The 23,840-nt window shown below is 48.7% G+C and carries 18 protein-coding genes and 2 rRNA genes; 13 read left to right on the plus strand and 7 right to left on the minus strand.

Annotated features, from left to right (window positions below; genetic code table 11):
- The 11 genes from TY03_RS18665 to TY03_RS18715 form a co-directional block, all read left to right on the plus strand.
- A 23S ribosomal RNA gene (locus tag TY03_RS18665) occupies positions 1 to 89 on the plus strand; the annotation flags it as partial.
- A gap of 75 nt (positions 90 to 164) precedes the next feature.
- Positions 165 to 275 (plus strand): 5S ribosomal RNA (gene rrf / locus TY03_RS18670).
- 514 nt (positions 276 to 789) lie between these two features.
- On the plus strand, positions 790 to 2,286 hold the full coding sequence (locus tag TY03_RS18675; RefSeq protein ID WP_042372758.1) for a 2-isopropylmalate synthase: 1,497 nt from the start codon (positions 790 to 792) through the stop codon (positions 2,284 to 2,286).
- Positions 2,287 to 2,321: 35 nt separating this feature from the next.
- Positions 2,322 to 3,716: a 3-isopropylmalate dehydratase large subunit gene (gene leuC / locus TY03_RS18680; protein WP_042372761.1), complete on the plus strand. Its 1,395-nt coding sequence runs from the start codon at positions 2,322 to 2,324 to the stop codon at positions 3,714 to 3,716.
- Positions 3,717 to 3,729: 13 nt separating this feature from the next.
- Positions 3,730 to 4,320: a 3-isopropylmalate dehydratase small subunit gene (gene leuD / locus TY03_RS18685; protein WP_042373053.1), complete on the plus strand. Its 591-nt coding sequence runs from the start codon at positions 3,730 to 3,732 to the stop codon at positions 4,318 to 4,320.
- A complete protein-coding gene (locus TY03_RS18690; RefSeq protein ID WP_042372763.1) occupies positions 4,299 to 5,825 on the plus strand; it encodes an alpha-isopropylmalate synthase regulatory domain-containing protein in 1,527 nt (508 codons plus the stop codon). Before leuD ends, TY03_RS18690 begins: the two co-directional genes overlap by 22 nt.
- Before the next feature lie 4 nt (positions 5,826 to 5,829).
- Positions 5,830 to 6,900: a 3-isopropylmalate dehydrogenase gene (leuB, locus tag TY03_RS18695; RefSeq protein WP_042372766.1), complete on the plus strand. Its 1,071-nt coding sequence runs from the start codon at positions 5,830 to 5,832 to the stop codon at positions 6,898 to 6,900.
- Positions 6,901 to 7,066: 166 nt separating this feature from the next.
- On the plus strand, positions 7,067 to 7,801 hold the full coding sequence (locus tag TY03_RS18700; protein WP_042372768.1) for a glycosyltransferase: 735 nt from the start codon (positions 7,067 to 7,069) through the stop codon (positions 7,799 to 7,801).
- A 7-nt stretch (positions 7,802 to 7,808) separates the two neighbouring features.
- Entirely contained in the window at positions 7,809 to 8,450 is a 642-nt protein-coding gene (locus TY03_RS18705; RefSeq protein ID WP_042372771.1) for a lipid-A-disaccharide synthase N-terminal domain-containing protein, read from the plus strand.
- The gene (locus TY03_RS18710; RefSeq protein ID WP_042372774.1) at positions 8,447 to 10,000 is read left to right on the plus strand and encodes an ArnT family glycosyltransferase; all 1,554 of its coding nucleotides are present in this window, start codon (positions 8,447 to 8,449) and stop codon (positions 9,998 to 10,000) included. The genes TY03_RS18705 and TY03_RS18710 overlap by 4 nt, the downstream gene beginning before the upstream one ends.
- Positions 10,001 to 10,019: 19 nt before the next feature.
- Complete coding sequence (locus TY03_RS18715) at positions 10,020 to 11,036, plus strand: NAD-dependent epimerase/dehydratase family protein (RefSeq protein WP_042372776.1); 1,017 nt, start codon at positions 10,020 to 10,022, stop codon at positions 11,034 to 11,036.
- A gap of 78 nt (positions 11,037 to 11,114) precedes the next feature.
- Here TY03_RS18715 and TY03_RS18720 read toward each other — a convergent pair whose 3' ends face one another.
- The 4 genes from TY03_RS18720 to TY03_RS18735 all read right to left on the minus strand — a co-directional run bounded on the left by TY03_RS18720 (position 11,115) and on the right by TY03_RS18735 (position 15,825).
- On the minus strand, positions 11,115 to 12,554 hold the full coding sequence (locus TY03_RS18720) for a flotillin family protein (protein WP_042372777.1): 1,440 nt from the start codon (positions 12,552 to 12,554) through the stop codon (positions 11,115 to 11,117).
- A 52-nt stretch (positions 12,555 to 12,606) separates the two neighbouring features.
- Positions 12,607 to 13,176 carry a hypothetical protein gene (locus tag TY03_RS18725; protein WP_042372778.1) on the minus strand — a complete coding sequence of 190 codons (570 nt, stop codon included), beginning with the start codon at positions 13,174 to 13,176 and terminating at the stop codon, positions 12,607 to 12,609.
- Positions 13,177 to 13,287: 111 nt separating this feature from the next.
- Entirely contained in the window at positions 13,288 to 13,950 is a 663-nt protein-coding gene (locus tag TY03_RS18730; RefSeq protein WP_042372780.1) for a phosphatase PAP2 family protein, read from the minus strand.
- 42 nt (positions 13,951 to 13,992) lie between these two features.
- A complete protein-coding gene (locus TY03_RS18735) occupies positions 13,993 to 15,825 on the minus strand; it encodes an LTA synthase family protein (protein WP_148335720.1) in 1,833 nt (610 codons plus the stop codon).
- 91 nt (positions 15,826 to 15,916) lie between these two features.
- Between TY03_RS18735 and cysK the strand changes: the two genes are divergently transcribed.
- Entirely contained in the window at positions 15,917 to 16,867 is a 951-nt protein-coding gene (gene cysK / locus TY03_RS18740) for a cysteine synthase A (RefSeq protein WP_042372782.1), read from the plus strand.
- Between the two features lie 19 nt (positions 16,868 to 16,886).
- Positions 16,887 to 17,729, plus strand: a complete 843-nt coding sequence (locus TY03_RS18745; RefSeq protein ID WP_042372784.1) for a tetratricopeptide repeat protein — start codon at positions 16,887 to 16,889, stop codon at positions 17,727 to 17,729.
- Between the two features lie 294 nt (positions 17,730 to 18,023).
- On the opposite strand, the gene TY03_RS18750 is transcribed toward TY03_RS18745, so the two are convergent.
- From TY03_RS18750 to recQ, 3 genes are all read right to left on the minus strand, one after another.
- Positions 18,024 to 19,820 (minus strand): DUF4091 domain-containing protein, encoded by a 1,797-nt coding sequence (locus tag TY03_RS18750; protein ID WP_042372786.1) that lies wholly within the window; start codon positions 19,818 to 19,820, stop codon positions 18,024 to 18,026.
- 27 nt (positions 19,821 to 19,847) lie between these two features.
- Entirely contained in the window at positions 19,848 to 21,875 is a 2,028-nt protein-coding gene (locus tag TY03_RS18755) for a family 20 glycosylhydrolase (protein WP_230202005.1), read from the minus strand.
- Between the two features lie 123 nt (positions 21,876 to 21,998).
- On the minus strand, positions 21,999 to 23,795 hold the full coding sequence (gene recQ / locus TY03_RS18760) for a DNA helicase RecQ (RefSeq protein WP_042372788.1): 1,797 nt from the start codon (positions 23,793 to 23,795) through the stop codon (positions 21,999 to 22,001).
- Between the last annotated feature and the right edge of the window lie 45 nt (positions 23,796 to 23,840).

The raw sequence follows: 23,840 nt of genomic DNA on the forward strand, positions 1-23,840 counted from the left end.
CGTTGAAGACGACAACGTTGATAGGAGGCAGGTGTAAAGATGGTAACATCAAAGCCGAGCCTTACTAATTGCCCGTACACTTTCTTCTTATAGGTGTATGGTTGGTATATCCCTTTAGCTTTGCTAGAATGATTCTTTTTTGGTTTTTGTCATGTCAACCTTATTTAGGTGGCTATAGCATCAGGGTTCCACCTCTTCCCATTCCGAACAGAGAAGTTAAGCCTGATCACGCCGATGGTACTGCGTAACAGTGGGAGAGTAGGTAGCCGCCATTTTTAGAAACGTCCCGTTAGTCGATCAGACTGACGGGACGTTTTGCGTTATAGCCATAGCTCACCACAGCGGAATACATGGAGAAATATAGAAGGTACGAAGGAACGCTAAGATAATTTCTCTTCTTCCTTTCTTTTCTCTTCCTTCGCGCTCTCTGTATCCTCTATGAACAAATGGAGTGAAAAAAGGTGTGACTAGTAATGTGTCTATAAGAAAATTGCCTGATTATGTTATAAAATGACGTGATAACAGGCAAAAAGATTACGTTTTATTTTGTATAATCAAAAAAAGCCTTACCTTTGCAACATTGAAACAAAGAAGCAACAAAAGATGAATCAATCATTTATACATATTCTACTCTCTGGTATTATTATTCTGCTGGCAAATGTCGGGGGAAGTGAGTGCTGTGCGTAGATGTGTATGATGTTTAAAATATACGAAAGCCTTTCTCACTTCCCAGTGCGAAAGGCTTTTTTTTATTGACTGTAAATTACGATAATCATATAAAAGAAGAACATGGACAATCGATTATTTATTTTTGATACTACCCTTCGGGATGGCGAACAAGTGCCAGGATGTCAGTTGAATACGGTGGAGAAGATTCAGGTTGCCAAGGCATTGGAAGCATTGGGAGTTGATGTGATTGAGGCAGGGTTTCCTATCTCGAGCCCCGGAGACTTTCATTCGGTAATTGAAATCTCGAAAGCGGTGACATGGCCGACAATTTGCGCGTTGACACGTGCCGTACAGAAAGATATTGATGTAGCTGTAGAGTCGCTCAAGTTTGCCAAGCATAAACGTATTCATACCGGTATTGGTACTTCCGATTCGCACATTAAGTACAAGTTTAATTCCAATCGGGAGGAAATTATTGAACGTGCGGTGGCTGCCGTACAATATGCTCGTCGTTTCGTCGACGAAGTAGAGTTTTACGCCGAAGATGCAGGTCGCACCGATAATGCTTATCTGGCACGTGTGGTTGAAGCGGTTATCAAGGCGGGAGCAACGGTTGTGAACATTCCCGATACTACGGGATATTGCTTGCCGAGCGAATATGGGGCGAAGATTAAATATCTGATTGAGCATGTGAATGGGATAGAGAATGCGATACTGTCGACTCACTGCCACAATGACTTGGGAATGGCCACTGCCAATACGATCAGCGGTGTGTTGAACGGTGCCCGTCAGGTAGAAGTAACTATTAATGGTATTGGTGAGAGAGCTGGAAATACAGCACTCGAAGAGATCGCTATGATCATGAAGAGTCATCACGAAATAGATATCCATACGAATATAAACACACAAAAGATTTATCCGACCAGTCGCCTAGTTTCGAGTTTAATGAATATGCCCGTACAGCCCAATAAGGCGATTGTAGGCCGGAATGCGTTTGCTCATTCTTCGGGTATCCATCAAGACGGTGTACTGAAAAATATGGAGACTTACGAGATCATCAATCCGCACGATGTGGGTATTGACGATAACTCTATCGTGCTGACTGCACGTAGTGGACGTGCCGCTTTGAAGCACCGGTTCTCTATATTGGGAGTAGAGTTGTCGCAAGATAAATTGGATTCTGTATATGAAGAGTTTTTGAAATTGGCCGACCGCAAGAAAGACATTCACGATGATGATATTCTAGTATTGGCAGGAGCAGAACGAAGCCAGAATCGGCGTATCAAGTTAGACTTTTTACAGGTAACGAGTGGTGTGGGTGTACGTTCGGTAGCCAGTTTGGGGCTCAGTATTGCGGGTGAGAAGTTCGAGGCTGCTGCCAGCGGAAACGGTCCGGTAGACGCAGCCATCAAAGCACTGAAACGAATCATAGACCGCCACATGACACTGAAGGAGTTTACTATTCAAGCCATCAGCAAAGGAAGCGATGATGTAGGTAAGGTGCATATGCAGGTAGAATACGACAACCAGATATACTATGGCTTTGGTGCCAATACCGATATTATAGCGGCTTCAGTCGAGGCGTATATTGACTGTATCAACAAATTTGTGAAATAAGTTCAAGTATAAATTGCTAAATCATAAAAAAGAAAATGAATACATTATTTGATAAAATATGGGATGCACATGTGGTTACGACGGTCGAAGACGGGCCTACACAGTTGTATATCGATCGTTTATACTGTCATGAAGTAACCAGTCCGCAGGCATTTGCCGGATTGCGTGCTCGTGGCATCGGATGCCTGCGTCCCGAAAAGATTATTTGTATGCCCGATCACAATACTCCCACTCACGATCAGGATAAACCGATTGAGGATGAGGTATCGAAAACGCAGGTAGATACACTGACGAAAAATGCCGCCGATTTCGGATTGACCCATTATGGAATGATGCATCCGAAAAACGGTATCATCCACGTTGTTGGACCTGAGCGTGGCCTCACCCTGCCCGGCATGACCATTGTTTGTGGTGATTCGCATACGTCGACCCACGGAGCGATGGGGGCAGTGGCTTTTGGCATCGGAACCAGTGAGGTAGAGATGGTACTGGCATCGCAATGTATCTTGCAGTCGAAACCCCAAACCATGCGTATCACCATCGATGGGAAGTTGGACAAAGGAGTTACCGCCAAGGATGTGGCTCTTTATATTATTGCTAAGATGACAACCAGTGGTGCGACGGGCTATTTTGTAGAATACGCCGGCGAAGCCATTCGCAGTTTGTCGATGGAGGGTCGCCTGACCCTGTGTAACCTCTCGATTGAGATGGGGGCGCGCGGTGGTATGATTGCTCCCGATGAGACGACCTTCGCTTACATTCGTGGTAGAGAAAATGCACCGGCGGGTGATGATTGGGACACTGCTTTGGCGTATTGGAAAACACTTAAGAGCGACGAGGATGCCGTATTCGATTGTGAAGTAACGTTCTGTGCCGAAGAGATTGAGCCGATGATTACCTATGGCACGAATCCGGGCATGGGTATGGGCATCACACAGCACATACCCACTACCGAGCAGATGAGTGAGGCCGGAAAAACGTCTTTTATCAAGTCGCTCGAATATATGGGCTTTGCCCCCGGCGAATCGTTGTTGGGTAAGAAAATCGATTATGTATTTATCGGCTCATGCACCAATGGGCGTATAGAAGATTTCCGCGATTTTGCTTCGATTGTGAAGGGCAAACAGAAGGCCGATCACGTAGTGGCCTGGATTGTGCCCGGCTCGTGGGAGGTAGACAGGCAGTTGCGCGAAGAGGGATTGGATGCACTCTTTATCGAAGCAGGTTTTGAGATTCGACAACCGGGATGTTCGGCCTGCCTGGCGATGAACGATGATAAAATTCCTGCTGGCAAATATGCCGTATCGACCAGTAACCGTAACTTTGAAGGCCGTCAAGGCCCCGGAGCGCGTACGCTGCTAGCCAGCCCGCTGGTAGCTGCTGCTGCTGCCGTAACAGGAGTGATAACCGATCCAAGAACATTTCTTTAATATGACCCAACCGATGAAAACAAAATTCAATATACTTACCAGTACGTGTGTACCCCTTCCGTTAGAAAATGTAGATACCGATCAGATTATTCCCGCCCGCTTTCTGAAAGCAACCACCAAAGAGGGGTTTGGCGAGAACCTGTTTCGCGACTGGCGTTACGATAAGCAAGGCCATAAAATCGAATCGTTTGTACTGAACGACCCAACCTATGGCGGACAAATACTGGTTGCAGGCAAAAACTTCGGTTCAGGTTCGAGCCGTGAGCATGCGGCATGGGCTATTGCCGACTATGGGTTTAGAGTGGTTGTATCGAGCTTCTTTGCAGATATTCACAAAAATAACGAGCTGAATAACTTCGTGTTGCCTGTGGTGGTTACCGAGGGGTTTCTGGCAGAACTATTCGAGTCGATAGCACAGAACCCAAAGATGGAGGTCGAGGTAAATCTACCCGCACAGACCATCACCAATAAGGCGACCGGCAAGAGCGAATCGTTCGAAATCAACTCGTATAAGAAGCTCTGTCTGGAAAACGGGCTCGACGACATCGACTTTCTATTATCTAACAAAGATAAAATCACAGCATGGGAAAATGCGTCAAAATAGAGATCATGGACACCACGCTTCGCGATGGTGAACAGACCAGCGGGGTTTCTTTCGTTCCTCATGAGAAACTCATGATAGCGAGGCTACTGCTCGAAGAACTGAATGTCGACCGGGTAGAGGTGGCTTCGGCACGTGTATCGGAGGGTGAGTTCGATGCCGTAAAGATGATCTGCGACTGGGCAGCGCGCCGCAACCTACTGCAAAAGGTAGAGGTACTGGGATTTGTCGATGGGCACTTATCGCTCGACTGGATTCACGACACCGGATGCCGGGTCATCAACTTGCTTTGCAAAGGCTCGTTGAAACATTGCACTTACCAGTTAAAGAAGACGGTCGACGAGCACCTATCCGATATACTCGATGTAGTGAGTTATGCGAACGAACTAGATATCGAAGTCAACGTCTATCTGGAAGATTGGAGTAACGGCATGAAGGACTCGCCCGAGTATGTGTTTCAGTTGGTCGATGCCTTGCGGCAAACATCGATCAAACGATTTATGCTGCCCGATACCTTGGGCATATTGAATCCCTTGCAAGTAATTGAGTTCATGCGTAAGATGAGAAAACGCTACCCCGACGCACACTTTGATTTTCATGCGCATAACGATTACGATCTGGCGGTGAGCAACGTGTTGGCAGCCGTTCTAAGCGGTGCACAAGGGTTGCATACCACCATCAACGGACTAGGCGAGCGAGCTGGAAATGCACCACTGGCCAGCGTTCAGGCTATATTGAAAGATCATTTCAATGCCATCACCAATGTGGTAGAGAGCCGCCTGAACGATGTGAGCCGGGTGGTGGAGTCTTATTCGGGTATTACCATCCCTGCCAATCAGCCGTTGGTCGGCGAAAATGTGTTTACACAAGTCGCCGGTGTACATGCTGATGGCGATAATAAAAGTAATCTTTACTGTAACGATTTGCTTCCGGAGCGTTTCGGGCGTGTGCGCGAATATGCTTTGGGCAAAACTTCGGGCAAAGCCAATATCCGGAAAAATCTCGAATCATTGGGACTACAGCTCGACGAAGAGTCGATGCGTAAAGTAACTGAACGGATTATCGAACTGGGCGATAAGAAAGAATTGGTGACACAGGAAGACCTGCCCTACATTATATCCGATGTCTTGAAGCACGACGGTGTTAATAATAAGGTGAAGTTGAAAAGCTACTTCGTAACGCTTGCCAATGGACTCAAACCGATGGCAACGCTCAGTATTGAAATTGATGGGAAGCTCTATGAGGAGAGTTCTTCGGGAGATGGACAGTATGATGCTTTTGTACGTGCCCTCCGCAAAATTTACAAGATCACGCTGGGGCGCAAATTCCCGATGTTGCTCAATTATGCCGTTTCCATTCCTCCCGGTGGCCGTACGGATGCTTTCGTGCAAACGGTGATTACCTGGAGTTTCAATGATAAAGTGTTCCGTACCCGCGGACTGGATGCCGACCAGACAGAAGCGGCTATCAAAGCGACCATTAAAATGTTGAATATAATAGAAGAATAAGAAAATGAAATTGAATATTGCTGTCCTTCCGGGCGATGGAATCGGTCCCGAAATAATACGCGTAGCACTGGATGCTACCCAAGCTGTCTGCGATAAATTTGGCCACGAGTTGCACTACGAATATGGTATCTGTGGTGCCGATGCTATTGATAAAGTGGGCAACCCTTATCCCGAAGAAACGCATGAACTCTGTATGCGCAGTGATGCCGTTCTTTTTGGTGCCGTGGGCCATCCCCGATTTGACAATGATCCGTCGGCTAAGGTGCGTCCGGAACAAGGATTATTGGCCATGCGTAAGCGGTTGGGGCTCTATGCTAATATCCGTCCGGTTACTACGTTCGAGAGTTTGATTCATAAATCTCCCTTGCGTGCCGATTTGGTTCGTGGTGCCGATTTTATGTGTATTCGCGAGCTGACCGGTGGCATGTATTTCGGGCGTCCGCAAGGACGCAGCGAAGATGGCAACACCGCCTATGATACCTGTGTGTACACTCGCGAAGAGATTACCCGTATCGTTACCCTGGCCTATGAGTATGCCATGAAGCGCCGGAAGAAATTGACCATTGTCGATAAGGCGAACGTATTGGCCACTTCTCGTTTGTGGCGTGAGGTTTCCAAGGAGATTGCTCCGCTCTATCCCGAGGTCGAAACCGAGTTTATGTTTGTCGATAATGCCGCCATGCGTATGATTCAATGGCCTACAGCTTTTGATGTGATGGTGACTGAAAATATGTTCGGTGATATTCTGACAGACGAGGGCTCGGTGATTACAGGATCGATGGGGCTACTGCCATCGGCTTCTATCGGTACACATACTTCGGTATTTGAACCGATTCACGGCTCGTGGCCGCAGGCCGCCGGACAGAACATAGCCAATCCGCTGGCTACCATTCTTTCGGCAGCGATGATGTTCGACTATGCTTTTGGTTTGAAGGAAGAGGCGGCTCTCATTCGTCGTGCGGTCGATGCATCCATGGATGCTTACGTACGCACACAGGATATTCAGGCAGACAACCGGCCGGCTTATAGCACTTCCGAAGTAGGACAATGGATTCTCGATTATCTCTCTAAATAAGTTCTATCTTTTTTATACACAGAAGATTCTATAAGTATTAGGATTTTCTGTGTATATATATCTGCTATTCAATAACAGTTTTTATACATTCGGCGAACATTGTGTCTGTATTTTTTGTTAATTTTGTATCCTATAATAGTATACCAACAATAAATACACCTATTCAATGAATAAATCCGCAAACTACCAGTTGACAATTGTGGTACCGGTTTATAATGAAGAAGATAATATATATTCGCTTGAAACAAAGTTAGCCGAATATTTACCCTCTGCCCTTGTTCCCACTTGTGTTTTATTTGTGAACGATGGTTCGCGTGATGCCAGTGGCGATCGTATTCTCGAGGTGTGTGCCCGTAATCCTCATTTTTTTTATCTCAATCTGGCTCGTAACTCCGGTCTGAGTGCTGCTATGAAGGCCGGCATCGATTATGCCGACTCAATCTATGTGGGTTATATGGATGCCGATCTGCAAACTACTCCCGAAGATTTTAACCTGCTGCTCAAAGACATTACTCACTACGAATTGGTGATGGGCATCCGTGCCAACCGCAAGGATTCGCCCTTTAAAAAGCTACAGTCGAAGATAGCCAATGGCTTTCGGCGTGCCATGACACATGATGGGGTCGAGGATACCGGTTGCCCGCTGAAAGTGATGCACACAAGTTACGCCAAACGCATACCGTTCTTTACGGGTATGCACCGTTTTCTGCCTGCCTTGATTCTTTTGCAAGAAGGGCGGGTGAAGCAGACGCCCGTAAGGCATTTTCCACGTGTGGCAGGCGTATCGAAGTATCATCTGTGGAACCGATTGATTTCGCCTTTTCTCGATTGCTTCGCTTATCGGTGGATGAAGAAACGCTATATTAATTATCGTGTAGGTGATACGAACTTAACAGCTTAGCCCGTTGATGGAAAATACACTCGTCTTTGTTGTCGGATTTCTGGCACAGGCACTCTTCTCGGCACGTATCTTGTTTCAATGGATACTCTCCGAACGAGCCAAACAAGTGGTATCGCCTGCAATCTTTTGGGTGTTAAGCATCATGGGTTCATATCTGTTATGCTTGTATGGTTGGTTCCGGCATGATTTTTCCATTATTCTCGGACAGTTTATTTCGTACTATATTTATTTGTGGAACCTGAATGAGAAAGGTATCTGGAAACGGGTTCCGTTTTTGCTCAAAGCTCTGCTTATCGTTACACCGATACTTGCTGCCCTGTTTATGTTGCACGATGCGGGCGAGTTTATCCATAACTTTTTCCAGAACGAGAAGGTGCCGTTATGGTTGCTTGTCTTTGGTTCGATGGGACAAGTCATCTTTACACTGCGTTTTGTGTATCAGTGGGCTTATTCGTTCCACTACAAACAATCGTTGTTGCCCAGTGGTTTCTGGATAATCAGTCTGGTGGGCTCATCGGTGATTGTGATCTACGGTATCATTCGTCTCGATCCGGTGTTGGTACTTGGACAATCGGTGGGCTTCGTAGCCTATACGCGCAACCTGATTATCGGACGCCGCAATGACAATCAAAAGGAAATAAAATCATGAGAAACAACTACCTACTGTCTCTGTTTATACTGCTGGCCTTGTTGCCGGTATTGATTTTTCGGGATTATACGCCCTCGAACGAGCTGCGCTACCTGAGTATTGTCGATGAAGCGTTGCGTAGCGGACACTTCCTTACCTTTACCAATCAGGGGTTGCCTTATGCCGATAAACCACCCCTTTACTTCTGGTTGTTGATTTTTAGCCGTTGGCTATTGGGCGGTCACTATATGTGGTTTCTCGGATTGTTCTCGCTTGTACCCGCCTTGGTAGTGATGGGTGTGATGGATCGTTGGGTACGGGGAGAGGTATCGGCCGATAATCGTTTTACCGGTAGGCTGATGTTGATGACTTGCGGTTTGTTTCTGGGTTTGGCTATTATTCTGCGAATGGATATGCTGATGTGTATGTTTATCGTACTCTCCCTCTATACGTTTTATCGGATGCAGCGAGGCGAAGGAAACCATCGGCGGAATGCGATATTGTTTCCGGTCTACGTCTTTTTGGCTGTCTTTTCCAAAGGACCTGTCGGCATTTTGGTGCCTTTGTTGGTGAGTGTTGCCTTTCTGTTGGTTACCGGTCGTATTCGCACCCTCAGTCGTTATTGGGGGTGGACTACCTGGGTGGTGCTTCTGGTGGGTTGTGCATTGTGGTTTGCCGGTGTCTACCTCGAAGGTGGCCCCGAATACCTGAATAATCTGCTTTTTCATCAAACGGTAGATAGAGCTGTCAACTCGTTTCATCACGACGAGCCTTTCTATTATTATTTTATATCCGTCTGGTATTCGCTGGCACCTTGGTCGCTGTTGCTTATCGGCATCATCGTAGTAAGTATCCGTCGCGGATGGATACGCACCGAGTTGGAACGATTCTTCCTGACCACCTTGGTCGTGATTGTGCTGATGCTCTCTTGCATCAGTTCGAAAATAGCTGTTTACCTGACACCTGCCTTTCCGTTCTTTGTGTACTTAGCGGTGTTGCTGTTGGCACGTTTCCGGTGGAACCGTTGGTTGGCATTGGCACTCGCGGTTCCTGCCGCGGTGTTTGTGGCAAGTACTCCGGTGCTTGTCTGGTTGGGAGGGCAACCCGCTACGCAGTTTTTGGCTCAGCCCTCCTTTTATGTGGCAGCAGGGGTATTGACTCTAACCGGATTGCTTGCGCTATTCTACCTCTACCGTCGGAAAAACTTCCATCGGTCTATCCATACCATCGCCATTGGCTTGTTTATAGCTGTCTTTGCCGGAGGCTGGGGGCTTCCTGCGCTCAACAGCCGGATGGGATTTGCCGATCTGTGCCACAAAGCCATGCAGGTGGCTCAGGAGAAACAACTTTCGGGCTATATCACCTATGGCATAAGCCGCCCCGAAAGCATGGATGTTTTCTTGCATCAAGACGTGAAACCGGTTACCATCTTGGGGCTGCTTACCAACGACTATGCGGGTAACGTGCTGCTGTTATCGACCAGGGCAGTGAAGAGAAGTAGCACCGTGCGTGCGCTCATTGAGGGAAAAGAGAAATATAACGTGGGCGACTACATGGTAGTGGCCTTATAACAAATAAAAGAACGTACTTATGAAAGTATTGGTAACAGGAGCTGCCGGATTTATCGGTTCTTATGTCGCGAAAGCATTGCTGCTGCGTGGACATGAGGTTGTGGGACTGGATACAATAAACGCCTATTACGACGTACGATTAAAATATGCCCGTCTGGCGGAGGCGGGTATTGAGCGAGAAAGCATTGCAGAGAATGTATTTGTAACGAGCAAACTCTATGCCGCTTACCGATTCATCAAACTCGACTTAACGGCACGTGCATCGCTCACCCGACTGTTCGACACCGAAGGATTCGATGTGGTGATTAATCTGGCTGCTCAGGCAGGCGTTCGCCATTCGATCGAAGATCCGTATGCCTACATCGAGTCGAACGTGATCGGTTTTCTCAACTTATTGGAGAACTGTCGCCATCATCCGGTCAAGCACTTGGTGTATGCCAGTTCGAGTAGTATTTACGGAACCAACACCAAGGTTCCTTATGCCGAAGACGATCAGGTAGATACGCCCGTGAGTTTGTATGCAGCCACCAAAAAGAGCGATGAGCTCATGGCGCATGCTTATAGTACGCTGTACGGTATTCATACGACGGGCTTACGCTTCTTCACTGTATATGGTCCTTGGGGACGCCCCGATATGGCACCATACCTATTCATGAAGGCGGTGCTCAATGAAGAGCCGATTAAGGTATTCAACCACGGACAGATGCGACGAGACTTTACTTATATCGACGATATTGTAGAAGGGGTTATGCAAGTAGCCGAGCACCCAACAGTCGAGGGCAGACCTTATCGCATTTATAACATCGGCAACTCGGCTCCGGTCGAACTGATGCATTTCATTTCGGTTATTGAGCAGGTAACAGGACGAAAGGCGGTGAAGGAGATGCTCGAGATGCAACCCGGCGATGTGGTGTGTACCGTTGCTGATACCACCCGTCTGCAAAATGACTTTGGTTACAAGCCCGAAACAACTGTCGAAGAGGGCATCAGGCGTTTCTATGATTGGATGATGGAATATAAGGAAATATTAGTATAGCCAGATCAAACGAACAAAAGGGTCGGATCATCCGTAGCAGATGATCCGACCCTTTTATGTGGATCGTCCGACCCTTTTTTACTTATTCTCCTCTTCTACTACCGTAGCGGTGGTAGGAGCAGTGGTCTCTTCCGTTCCTTTCAGATACGAAGGCAGGTTCAGGCCGGCCATGTTAAAGAGATCGTTCAACGGAGGAACCGATTTCATCATACCCGATATGAAGTTGGCCGTCGAGGTATTTCCCTCTTGTCCGGTGTTTCCATCCCATACGGTTACCTTGTCTATCTTGATGTTCTTCACGGCTTCTACCTGTGTGCGTACCAATTCGGGTAGCTTTTCGGTGATGAGCAGCATGACTGCCTTGTCGGGGTTGCCACCCGCAGCCTGCACAATGCGATCGTAACCTTGCGCTTGCTTGGTGAGCAGCTCGTAGATACCCCGTGCTTCGGCATCCATCTTGGCGAAGATGGCATCTGCCTCTCCCTTGGCCAATCGGCGTAAGCGTTCGGCTTCGGCTTCGGCATCGATAATCATTTTCTCTTTCTCGATTTGTGCCGGTACTACAACGTTGGCGGTCTGCGTCGCTTTTTCCTTCTCGGCACGCACCAACTCGGCGGTACGTTCCGATTCGTACGCCTCCTCTAAGGCTTTGGCCGTTTGCACCTTTTCGGCGGCAATGGCACGACGTGAGGCTTCGGCCTCGCGTTCGCGACGGATAGCATCGGAGTTGGCAATGGCAATCTTGGCTGTATTTTCACCTTCAACGGCAGTTGCATTGGCTTCGGAGGTGCGGATACGTGTATCACGCACGGTTTCGGCAATACGGATGTCTTTGTCTCTGTCGGCCTCTGCCTTACCAATCTCACCGAAACGGTTTTGTTCGGCTACGCTCTTCTTGGCGTCGTTGATGGCTTTGGCAGCTGCCTCTTTACCCAATGCTTCGATGTAGCCCGATTCGTCGCGCAGGTCGGTTACGTTGACGTTGATCAACTTCAAACCGATTTTGCGGAGTTCCGCCTCTACGTTGGCACTTACATTGGCTAAGAATTTATCGCGGTCGGAGTTTATTTCTTCAATGTCCATGGTGGCGATCACCAGACGAAGCTGTCCAAACAGGATATCGGTAGCCAGGTTCTGAATGCTTTCTGTACGTTGTCCCAGTAAGCGCTCGGCGGCATTGGTCATGCTTTCGGGCTCGGTAGAGATACCTACGGTAAAGCGGCAAGGCACATCGACACGTATGTTCTGCTTGCTCAGTGCGTTGGTCAGGTTACACTCGATAGAGATCGGGGTGAGATCGAGAAATGCATAGCTTTGAAAGACGGGCCAGATAAAATCGGCTCCACCGTGAATACAGCGGGCAGAACTGGTGCCACCTTCTTTGTTTTTGCCGGTACGACCGTAAACGACCAAAATTTTGTCGGATGGGCATCGCTTGTAGCGCGAAAGAATGGCTGCAAAGGAGATAAACAGCACAGCTACAATACCCACGATAAGATACAAACTGGGTACAATCATAATGTGTTAGTTGATTAATGAATAAAATGGTATTGATTGAATTCTTTTTCTGTTAGGCTCTTTCTACCAGAACGGTGTGCGAGTTGATGGTGCGTATCACCCGGATGGGAGTTCCATTGCCCAATTGCTCGCCCGGAGTCATGGCATCGTATTCGCGCACAGCTCCCTGTACGCGTATCTGTACTTTGCCCTCTCCATTTTGTGCAGCGGGAATGGTGAGGTACACCTCGCCTGTGCAGTTCACTGCCGAGTCGGCTTCTATATTGCCCGATTGCTTCATACCGCTTAACCATTTGAACAGAGACATCACCGCGCCTACCAATAACACACCTACCACCAGGGAAGGAAGTATCAGCAGAAACGTATTGTCTATATACGGGCGCAAGGTGATTGCCGTCCAGCCGAATCCGAGAAAAAAGTTGATAAAGTTACGGAAAGTATAGAGTTGAAACGGTTCGCCCGAATCCGAAGCATTGCTGTCGACGTCGAGATCCATGCCCGTGTCGGAATCCATACCGATAAATGTCATTACACTTTGTATGATAAACACTAAGCTGGCAAAGATTGTAATGCACCAGAGTGTTTTCATGAATACGTCTAAAGAGAGCCACCATTCTTGCATAACGTCTGTTTTAAATGAGTAATTAGAATATAGAATACACAAAAATAAGAAATTATTTTGATATTCAATCTTTTATCTTCTCAAATTACAGAAATAGATACATTCTTCTTACTATCCGTAAATAAGGGCATAGACCGATATGCCCAGTATGGTGAGCAATCCGGTATAGATGATGACCGAGGCTTGTTTGTCGCTCACCCGTTTGATACCGGTTAGCTGGCGCAGAAGGAAATACATCAGCGTAGCACCCACAGCACCTATGATGGCACCTGCCAACAGATCGGTCGGATAATGTACACCCAGATAGATGCGCGAGTAGGAGTTCACTACTGCCCATAGCATAATGAAGAGAGTAAGCCGACGATTGCGGAACAGATACATCAGCATAAACGCCAGCCCGAACGAATTGGAGGCGTGGCATGAAGGGAAACTAAACGAACCGCTTCGCTTACCGTTGACCAGATGCACCAGCTCCGAAATCGGATTGTCGGGACTGCAAGGGCGCAGACGTGCCACAACAGGGCGAATTACAGTCGCACACATTTGGTCGGCAAACGTAATTGTCAGCGCAATGGCGATCAGGCAACAGAGCGTCTCCTTCCAATTGGCATTTTTAAGCAGTACATACAATACACTGGCGTACATCGGCACCCAGATGATTTTGCCCGAGAAGGTACTCATGAAGTAATCGCCGAAATCGGTGTAGAGTCCGTTCAGGTAAAGAAACACGCTTTGATCGGTTTCCATCAGGCTTTGAAAGAGTTCGCTGGTCATATCGTTCGTCTTTAAGGGTGAGTATTCGTTTATCCGTGTATGTTATCGTTTGGCTATATCGTCGTAGAGCTTTTGCAGGTAGGCTTTGCCCAGTGGCAGATTTCTACCCGGTTGGCTGCCTCGGTCGAGCACTACACTGTTCGATTCGCAGTTGAACACCACTTCATTATCGGGTGTTACCATGCCGAAAAAGTTGGGATGGGTGAAGTATCCGAAGTGTGGCGAAGCCGGGTTCAAGAGGTTTTTGCTGAACGTGAACGCCTCGTGCGGTAAGCCCAACTGATAGAGCAGGGTAGCGGCTATATCGACCTGCGACCCGTAGGTATCAATCCGTAGCGGCTGCTTCACTGCACCGCCAATGAGCAGCAAGGGAATCTTGTATCGTTCCGGGCTGTCGGTATCGATGTTCTCGGGATAAGCCCCCATGTGATCGGGAACGAGTACCACCACCGTGTTCTTCCACTCGGGGAGCTGTTTGTATCGCTCTATAAAGTCGCCCAGACAGCTGTCGGCATAGGCAAAGGAGTTGGCAGCCGGATTCTTCAACCGCTCGTAGGGCACCTCGAACGGTTCGTGACTGCTCGAGGTTTGTATCACCTTGAAGTAAGGTTCGGGGGTGGGCGTCTCTTTCAGGTCTCTCAGCACACGGTCGAATAAGACATGATCGTGTGCCCCCCATTTGCTCAAACGCTCGGAGAGTGGAAAGTCTTTATCCGATACAATGTTCTCAAAGCCCGTCGAGATGAGATACGAACGCATATTGGTAAAGTCGGCATCACCTCCGTAGTAATACTGTAATCCGTAGCCTGCCTTCTTGAGACTGGCGGGAATCGAGGGAAGACTCTGTGTCTTGCGCGGATACTTCATCAGGCTCGTGGTGGGCTGTGCCGGATAGCCGCCCAGAATCGATACCAGGCCACGGTCGGTGCGAAAGCTGTTGGCAAAGAGGTGTGTAAAGAGCACTCCTTCGTTCGAGAGCCGGTCCAGATGAACGGCCAGATTGGGCTTGCCACCCAGACTTGTCATCAGGTGCGATGAGAAACCTTCGAGAACGATGAATACTACGTTGGGACGTGCGGTTTGGAAGAGTTGCGGTATAGAATCCGTTGCCGGCTTATCGGTGATCTGCGCAAAAAGCTGTTCGGCTTCTGCAGCTGGGAAGAACCGGTACTGATTGGCAAAATCCGTCTCGCGCGAGAACGATTCGAGCAGGCTGAAGCAAGGGTTGATGGCTGCATGGTTCAAGCGTTGATTGCTGCTGAAGTAGGCTTTGCCCACATTCATGGTCGACGTGCCGAAGCTGCCCCGAATGGGGATGAACAGTAGTGCGGTAGCGAGCAGCAGCGCACCCGAAACACTTAGGCGTTTGAACGGAATCTTCAACTCCTGTTTCTGTTTTACCAGCACGAAGTAACATACCGTGTACAATAAAGCGGCATAAACCGCCACCGCTACCAACCCTGCCAGCAATACACCTGCACCCGCACTTGCCAAGGCATCTTTTGGGGATGAAGCCAAGTAAAAGAGGGGAGTGGTATCGAGGCGAAAGTTCCAGTAGCCGTACAGCCCGAGGTCGCCGATGAAAATGCAGGATAGCACAATGGATATGATGAGAAAGTAGACATTACGGATTTTTCGGAGCATGTTCGTCTTTGTCCACGCACTTGCTATCAGTAGTAGTCCCGGCAGGATGGTCAGGTATCCCGCCAGAGAGAGATCGAGTGGAAGTCCGTGCCAGATTACCGATAGCCATTCGCCCCACGAGGCCTTTTCGAAAAGACGGTGGTAATAAGCCATGAAAATAGGTTTCTGGAGGATAAAGATGCATACAAATAGGAAATAGGTCGTGATAAATTGTATAAGTCTTTTCTTCATATCGATACACTTAAAAAGATTGAACGTGTCGGCAAAGGTACAATACTTTTCTTTATCTTTGCGCATTCACCCGATAAAACAGAGGTAGTATATGGCAAAAATAGCTAAGAATTTAACCCAATTGATCGGTCACACACCGCTCATGGAGCTTGCAGGATACAGTCGCAGACATCACCTTGCGAAGAATATCGTTGCTAAACTGGAAGCATTTAACCCTGCCGGAAGCGTCAAGGACCGGGTAGCACTGGCGATGATCGAAGACGCCGAAGCAAGCGGAACGCTACAGCCCGGTGCTACGATTATCGAACCCACCAGCGGCAATACAGGCGTAGGACTGGCGATGGTGGCCACGATCAAAGGCTATCGGTTGATACTGACCATGCCCGAGACGATGAGCATCGAGCGAAGAAACCTCCTCAAAGCCTTGGGCGCACAGATTGTACTGACCGACGGACTGGCAGGTATGGCCGGCTCTATCGCCCGCGCGCAGGAGCTGAAGGCTTTGATTCACGGATCGGTGATCCTGCAACAGTTCGAAAACGCGGCCAATGCCCGCGTGCACGAAGAGACCACCGGCGAAGAGATATGGCACGATACCGACGGCACTGTCGATGTGTTTGTGGCCGGAGTAGGCACCGGCGGAACCATCTGCGGAGTGGCGCGTGCCTTGAAAAAACACCGTCCGCAGGTACACATCGTGGCGGTTGAGCCGGCTGCATCGCCCGTGTTGGAGGGTGGAGCGTGGACACCGCATCGCATTCAGGGCATCGGTGCAAACTTCGTTCCCGCGCTATACGATGCATCGGTGGTCGACGAAGTGATCGGGGTGCCCGACGAAGAGGCCATTCGCACCGGTCGCGAGTTGGCATCTACCGAAGGGCTGCTGGCCGGTATCTCCTCGGGAGCAGTGGTCTATGCAGCGCGCCTGTTGGCAGAGCGACCCGAGTTTAAGGGCAAAACCATCGTCGCCTTGCTACCCGATACGGGCGAACGCTATCTTTCGACCGAGCTCTATGCCTTCGATGCCTATCCAATCGATTAATCCCCTACACATACATCTTATGAAACTCTTCTATACTCTCTCTTTTCTCTGCCTGTCTGCTTCGGCTGCTTGGGCACAAACTCCGGTTGCTTCGACACCGGCCTATACCGAACTCTCCCAACGTGCCGTGGCCTGTATCGAGAGTGATAGCTTGAAACAAGCCGAAACCTATCTGCTCGAAGCCCTGAAGCTGGAGCCGAAGAATCCGCACAACGCCCTCCTGTTCTCAAACCTGGGGCTGGTGCAGCGCCGCATGGGTCGTTACAACGATGCCATCGACTCGTACTCCTTTGCCCTCAACATTGCCCCGCTGGCTGTGCCCATCTTGCTTGATCGCGGTGCTATTTATCTCGAAAAAGGAATGACCGATCAGGCCTATGTCGACTACTGCCAAGTGCTCGACAAAGACAAGGTGAATGCCGAAGCCCTGTTGATGCGCGCCTACATCTATACCTTGCGGCGCGACTATAAGGCTGCCCGCATGGATTACAACCGTCTGCTCGAACTCGATTCGCAAAGCTATAGCGGCAGGCTGGGGTTGGCGACTATCGAGCAGAAAGAAGGCAAGTTTCGCGAAGCACTCGATCTGCTCAATAGGCTGCTGAACGAGAAGCCCGATGATGCAACACTCTACGTGGCCCGCGCCGGTGTAGAGCAAGAGATGGGGCATGCCGATCTGGCGATGGTCGATCTCGAAGAGGCGCTTCGCTTACAACCCACTTCGGTCGAGGCATACCTGATGCGCGGCGAACTGTACCTCGCACAAAAGAAGAAAAGCCAAGCCCGTCAGGATTTCGAGAAGGCCATTTCGTTGGGGGTGCCCCCGGCCGATTTGCGCGAGCAGTTGCAGCAGTGCAAGTAATCTCCACCCCTCACCAGTTTGCTGTCGGTATGACTATATCAACACAAAGTACTCGTTTATTGTCCTTCCAATTGTTCGTTTGCAGATAGGAAACCGTGCAAGAGCTACTTGTGAACGGGTATGGTTGTGAAACGAACCGTGCATACAAAAAAATGGGAGAAAGCCGAGGCTCTCTCCCATTTTAGTCGTTTCATCTGAATCTAATGCAGAATGATACTTACAAATATACTACATTGATCATTGAAAGTCAATTGTTTGAAGCATGAAAGTAAGCTTCAAACACTTTTTTCTTCGTTACAGCGTATTAAGCTCCTTCATGGCGCGTTCTACGCGTTGTTTGGTTACGTCTGCCGGAGCAAAGGAGCCTTTGAAGGGAGCGAGCAATGCTTCGATTTTCTTCGTGCCGCGTGTATTGCCGTTGGCCTCGAATTCGGCTTTCAGCACCCGTACTTTCTCGTAGGCCTGGATGCCTTCGATCAGTTTCTCGAAGCGGATCGATGAGCGGTTGCCGGGGTATACGAGGTAGGTATCGCCTGCTGCCCAGGCACTGAAGCGTGAGTCTAGCAATGGTTCGAGCGGCCAGCTGTTGAAGGCCCAGCGCAGGTAACCGTCTACGTTGTCTTTGGCCACAAAGAGGCTGATATAGGCGGCTTCGGCGGGTTGCGAGAAGGTGAACATATTGGGCCACACCTCGGTGCAACAGGTGTAGTACGTGCTACGCTGTCCGGCTGCCTGACGACGCTTCAATACGTTGGCGGGATAGGTCTGTCCCCAGGCGATGCTGTAATCGTACAAGTCCTTTTCGATCTCTCCGTGGTAGTTGCCTGCCAATGCGATCTTGAACTCGGGGTCTACCTGACGAATCAGGGAGATTACCTTCTGCATGGCTTCCATGGGACGTTCGTCCATGGCGATGACGGCTTTGTTGAACCATCCCTTCTCGCGCAGGTGCTTGGAGAAGGAGGCGAGCATGGCTGTCCACATCTCGTTGTATTCGGGTTTGCCGGGAGCGGTATCGATCGACTTCATCGAGTTGGTGGCCTGATCGAAATACTTGAACGATAGTTTCCAGGGTATCATCGAGTAGCAGTTGATCTGCTGGTCAATACCGGCTTTCATCATAAACGATATCCATTGGTCGAAGACGGTGTAGTCGAAAGCCCATGTTCCGTCGGCCTTCTTCGTCCAGCTTACCATGGTCTCGAAGTAGTCGTGCGTTTGTCCGCCCCAGGGTTTGTGCATGATGCTGGCGGTGATGATCTTCTGTCCGGCTGCAGCCAGTCGCTCCATGGTGGGGCGCATGGCGTCGAAGTGCTCCTTGCTCCACAGCGGTACTTGGTAGTAGCGTGCTACGGCAAAGGGGTTTTGCCACAGGTCGAGGTGGTAAGCCCATTCGGCAGGAGCAGGCAGGGTGCGGTTGAGCACCTCTATCTCGAGCGGAAGGGTGCGAAGGGTTTGTCCTTCGTTCTTCAATGCCAATGTGCCTTTATACTTGCCCGCAGAGGTATTGGCGGGAACGGTGCAACTCACCCAGATGGCTTGCGTGTTCATGGGTTTTACTTGCAGTTGCAGGGTGCTGTGGTCAATCGGATCGGCCACGAGTGTAGAGTCGTAGATGGAATGGTCGGGGCGGTAACCGCATCCTCCTTTTCCGTCTTTGTTAAGCTCGTCGGTCATGACGTAGCGTACGAATCCGGTTTCGAATGCCTCGGTCGGCAGTGCTTCGCCTTTCGCATTGGTGAGGGGCGATAGCGTATAGGTTAGCTTCTCCACACCAACGGGGGTGTATAATACGGCTTGGGTGTGCACCTTTTCGCCGCGCCAGGCTGTTAACTGAGCGCGATTGGTTAGCTGTGTGGGTACGGTGGTTTGCCCGTATCGCTCGTTGCTGCTTCCCCAAGCGGCCTGAGTCTCTTTCAACTTGGCCCATTGGCTGGGAGTGGGGGGCTGCGGGTTGGGCAACTCGAGGTACGTACCTGTCGGGAAGGGTGCTTGTCCGGTCGGTGTTCCGCATTGTGTGACTCCTTGTTGCGCCCACATGGCTATTGGCCATGCGGCGGCGAGCATAAGAAAGGTTGTTGTTCGCTTCATGTCATTTTGGTTAAATAAGTGATGAGATTACTCTTTATTTGTGTTGTAAACTTTCAGATTGGTGATGCGGCTGTTGAACGTGCCGCTTTTCTCCAATGGGAAGACCAGCGTGCGTACGTATTTCATCGAATCTTTTCCACCATTATAGAAGCGTTTCTGGGTGTTTAACTCTTCCACAACTTTGTCGTTAATGAGAAGGCGGGTCGAAGAATTGTCACCGCTGATGCCGATTCTCACGTTTTCGCCTTTTCGTACACGGTAGTTAAAGGTGTTCAGATACCCGTCGCGCGCAAAGCCGAGCATGCCGCTGATCGGATCTGAGAGGTAGAATACAGCTGTTGGCGAGCGGAATAGCTCAGTTCCAGGGGTTTCATTGGCTCCTTCGAGGTCGAAGTTGACCAAGTAGTTGTACCCGATTTCGCGGTGTGGCGTGCTGCTGTTGGGAGCTACGGTAGTTTGTTCATAAACCAGTCCGGGTGTGTTTGTAATTTTTCCCATTTGGTTGACTCCGGGTGCTTCGCTGAGCAATTGCCGTGCTTTGTCGAAGTCGGCATAAGGAATCGAAGTATTGGGGCCTGCCCACATCTTTACGGCCAGTGTTTGCAGGGCGGGGAAGGTGCGGTGGTGAATGTCTTTGGTCGAAATACCGTTTCCGGCATGGTCGTTCCATACGGCAAACATACCGCCCAGAATGGCAGGATCTTTCTCATCGAACACTACCTTTCCGATGTGTGCGGGAGTCCACTCGTTGTATAGCTTTTCGGTGTTCAGGTAGTCGTAATAGTAACCCGCAGCCGGAACAATGTAGAGCAGTCCGTCGGGGATACTGATGAGCTTATATCCTTGTTTGACCATCTCTTTCGGGTTAGCATAACCGTTGTACCAGGCGCTCATGACTACGTTCTCTGATTTCACCGGAGTGTCGCCCTTGGCATGCGTCAGCGCTCCCCATACGCAGGCTTGTTTGCCAAAACTCTCCACGTATTTAATGTAATAGTCGGTGAAGTAACGGAACTTCTCGACTACGTCTTTTTTCTTGTTCGAATATTCATCGGTACCGATGTGTACGCGTTTGCCGCGAAATACCGGTTCATCCCCCTCAAGATACTCTTTAAATAGCCCGTCGAGAAACGTATAAGTCTCCGGATTGAACAGATCGAGGTGATCCATACCGTATTCCTTACTGCCGATTTCGGGTTTGTAGTGCGTAAAGGCGAGTGTGTGCGCCGGTGCATCTATCTCGGGGATAATCTCTACGAAGTTGTTCTCGGCCAGCACTTGCAAGTCAATAAACTGTCGTTTGGTATAATGACCATCGGCCGCGGCTAAGCCGGGGTAGGTGTCGCTCTCGAGGCGAAAGGCTGCATAGGTCTTGTCCCAGTTGTGCTCGAAGTATTGTTTAAATCCGTTGTCGTTGAGGTGAATCTGTAGGGTGTTCATCTTATAATACGCCATCGTTTTAACGTAATCCTCGAGAAAAGCCATTGGGATAAACTTACGTCCGCAATCGATCATAAAGCCACGTATCGCATAGTCGGGGAAGTCTCTTAATTCTCCTTTAGGAAACGATTGGTTTTTGCTTTGCTCGGCTATTTGGAGCAGTGTGCGTGTGCCCCAATAAACGCCTACCGATTCGGGTGCGCTCAGGGTGAGGCGGTCGGCTATTTTCACCGCATAGCCCTCTTTGCCCAGTTTCTTGTCGGGGCGTAGCGTCAGCACGATGTCGCCTGCTTGTCCTTTGCCCTGCACCACTGTCGGTTTATAACCGAACATGATTGCATAATCGTCGGCAAACAGACCTGCCACACGTAGCAATTCGGGTTGTGCACCTGTGCATACGATGCGCATGGTGCTACTTGGGGTAAAGGTTCCTTTGGCACCTTTCCACTCTTTGAGTTCGGGGATGACAAAAGGCTTTGTGTTCGTTGTTTGTGGCTTTGCCTCGCTCTTGTTTGTGGAGGCAATCAGGACATTGACTTTACCTGTCAGGGGAACGATTAGAAACAATAGGATGAGAAGCATCATTCGGTTCTCTTGCAGTAGTTGCTTTTTCATTGAATGTATTGATTTGTGTGTTTAAAAGTAAATCAGGCTGGAAAGATATCACTTTTTTGTCAATAAAAAGGTGTTCTGTAACATTGTTTAATAGAAAAGTATTGTTTGATGTGCTTTCACTCGCTAAACGTACTGTTTTATAAGCTTTACGAACTCTTTCCCGTACATTTTCTTCTTGTATTCGGTGATGCCGCTGATGTTACCAAAAGCCTCCAGCGTAGTGGGGCGTGACAAACTAAGTTGATGCAGCACCTTATCCGATAAGACGATGTAGGGTGGTATCTGATCTTGTTCTGCCAGGCGCATGCGTAATTCTCGCATGGCTTGAAAAAGTTCTTCACTAGCCGTTTCGGGTATTCCCAGAGGTAATTCCTTGCTTACGGTTATTTTCTTTTTGAGAGTCAATACTTCTTCCTTGCGTATAGTAACTAGCTTGACTTGCTCCCTTCCAAATAATACGTTGCTTCCGCTTTCGGTTATTTTGAGGTGGTTGCTTTCATTATAGGCAATTTCAAAGTAGCCTAATTGTAGCATTTGCAATAAATAGTCCTGCCAATCGCGTGCAGGAATATCACGTCCCACGCCAAATGTTTTTAATTGCTCGTAACCTTTTTCTCTGACTTCCGCCGTAAATGATCCTCGAAGAATATCAATTAAAAGGCCGGTTCCGATTTGTTGCTCTGTTCTGGCAATAGCACTTAGTGCTTTTTGTACGATAGTCGTTCCGTCGAAGCGTGCTGGAGGGTTCTTGCACACATCGCAATTGCCGCAGTCTTTGGTTGATGTCTCGCCGAAATAATTTAACAATATGCGCCGTCTGCATATGTCGGATTCTGCATATTGTTGTATTCGTTGAAGCTTTTCGAGATTGATTGTTTGTTGTTTACTTTCTGTGGCAAATTTGGTTAATAAAATTAAATCACTCAAAGAGTAGAATAGTATTGTATCGCTTGGTAAACCATCGCGTCCAGCACGTCCAATCTCTTGGTAGAAGCTCTCTATACTCTTTGGCAGATTGTAATGAATTATCCAACGAACATTTGATTTATCAATTCCCATTCCGAAAGCAATGGTTGCACAGACGATTTGCAGCCGATCGTTGATAAAATCATCCTGTACTTTACTACGTGTCTGAGGTGATAATCCGGCATGATAAGCTTCGCTTCGAATGCCTTGCTTCTTTAGCATTTGGGCTACTGTTTCGGTCTTACTTCGGCTCATACAATAGATTATACCGCTTTCTCGGGCATGTTTGGCGATGAAATCCAGTATGGCCTTGCTTTTTTCCTTCTGTTGATATCCCCGTTTTACGGTGAGGCTTAAATTGGGTCGGTCAAAGGATGAAACGTATACCTCAGGATCTACTAAATGAAGCTGTCGGATGATGTCTTGACGAGTGATTTTATCAGCCGTAGCTGTAAGTGCAATAATAGGTACGCGCGCGAAACGTTCGTGTAGTATTCCCATTTGTGTATATTCTGGACGGAAATCATGTCCCCATTGCGAAATACAATGGGCTTCATCGATTGCGAACAAAGAGATATGCATATCACGTAGTAGATAGTCTGCTTCTGCAATTAGTTTCTCAGGTGATATATATAGCAATTTTATTTTCCCTTCAATGCATGCTCGGCGTATGTTTGCGTTTTCTGTTTCGTCATTGTTACTATTGAGTGCTCCTGCAGCTATTCCATTGGAACGCAGCGACTCTACCTGATCTTTCATTAACGAGATAAGGGGAGAAACAACTACTGCGATTCCCTCGCTAAGCAGTGCAGGAAGCTGGTAACAAATTGATTTTCCACCACCCGTTGGCATCAGTACCAGTGCATCCTTTCCTTGCATGATATTACGTATAATATCCTCTTGCAGAGGACGAAAGCTATCATACCCGAAGTAAGTCTTTAGCGTTTGAATCATAATCAACTGTTTAGTCTTTACTGCAAAGGTAACATTTTGTAGGAG

It is taken from the genome of Bacteroides neonati (assembly GCF_000499785.1).
GTDB classification, from domain to species: Bacteria; Bacteroidota; Bacteroidia; order Bacteroidales; family Bacteroidaceae; genus Bacteroides; species Bacteroides neonati.

Excerpts from the sequence above, each read along its gene's own strand:
- TY03_RS18675 (WP_042372758.1), top strand. The coding sequence starts at position 790 with ATGGACAATCGATTATTTATTTTTGATACTACCCTTCGGGATGGCGAA.
- leuC (WP_042372761.1), top strand. The coding sequence starts at position 2,322 with ATGAATACATTATTTGATAAAATATGGGATGCACATGTGGTTACGACG.
- leuD (WP_042373053.1), top strand. The coding sequence starts at position 3,730 with ATGAAAACAAAATTCAATATACTTACCAGTACGTGTGTACCCCTTCCG.
- TY03_RS18690 (WP_042372763.1), top strand. The coding sequence starts at position 4,299 with ATGGGAAAATGCGTCAAAATAGAGATCATGGACACCACGCTTCGCGAT.
- leuB (WP_042372766.1), top strand. The coding sequence starts at position 5,830 with ATGAAATTGAATATTGCTGTCCTTCCGGGCGATGGAATCGGTCCCGAA.
- TY03_RS18700 (WP_042372768.1), top strand. The coding sequence starts at position 7,067 with ATGAATAAATCCGCAAACTACCAGTTGACAATTGTGGTACCGGTTTAT.
- TY03_RS18705 (WP_042372771.1), top strand. The coding sequence starts at position 7,809 with ATGGAAAATACACTCGTCTTTGTTGTCGGATTTCTGGCACAGGCACTC.
- TY03_RS18710 (WP_042372774.1), top strand. The coding sequence starts at position 8,447 with ATGAGAAACAACTACCTACTGTCTCTGTTTATACTGCTGGCCTTGTTG.
- TY03_RS18715 (WP_042372776.1), top strand. The coding sequence starts at position 10,020 with ATGAAAGTATTGGTAACAGGAGCTGCCGGATTTATCGGTTCTTATGTC.
- TY03_RS18720 (WP_042372777.1), bottom strand. The coding sequence starts at position 12,554 with ATGATTGTACCCAGTTTGTATCTTATCGTGGGTATTGTAGCTGTGCTG.
- TY03_RS18725 (WP_042372778.1), bottom strand. The coding sequence starts at position 13,176 with ATGCAAGAATGGTGGCTCTCTTTAGACGTATTCATGAAAACACTCTGG.
- TY03_RS18730 (WP_042372780.1), bottom strand. The coding sequence starts at position 13,950 with ATGACCAGCGAACTCTTTCAAAGCCTGATGGAAACCGATCAAAGCGTG.
- TY03_RS18735 (WP_148335720.1), bottom strand. The coding sequence starts at position 15,825 with ATGAAGAAAAGACTTATACAATTTATCACGACCTATTTCCTATTTGTA.
- cysK (WP_042372782.1), top strand. The coding sequence starts at position 15,917 with ATGGCAAAAATAGCTAAGAATTTAACCCAATTGATCGGTCACACACCG.
- TY03_RS18745 (WP_042372784.1), top strand. The coding sequence starts at position 16,887 with ATGAAACTCTTCTATACTCTCTCTTTTCTCTGCCTGTCTGCTTCGGCT.
- TY03_RS18750 (WP_042372786.1), bottom strand. The coding sequence starts at position 19,820 with ATGAAGCGAACAACAACCTTTCTTATGCTCGCCGCCGCATGGCCAATA.
- TY03_RS18755 (WP_230202005.1), bottom strand. The coding sequence starts at position 21,875 with ATGAAAAAGCAACTACTGCAAGAGAACCGAATGATGCTTCTCATCCTA.
- recQ (WP_042372788.1), bottom strand. The coding sequence starts at position 23,795 with ATGATTCAAACGCTAAAGACTTACTTCGGGTATGATAGCTTTCGTCCT.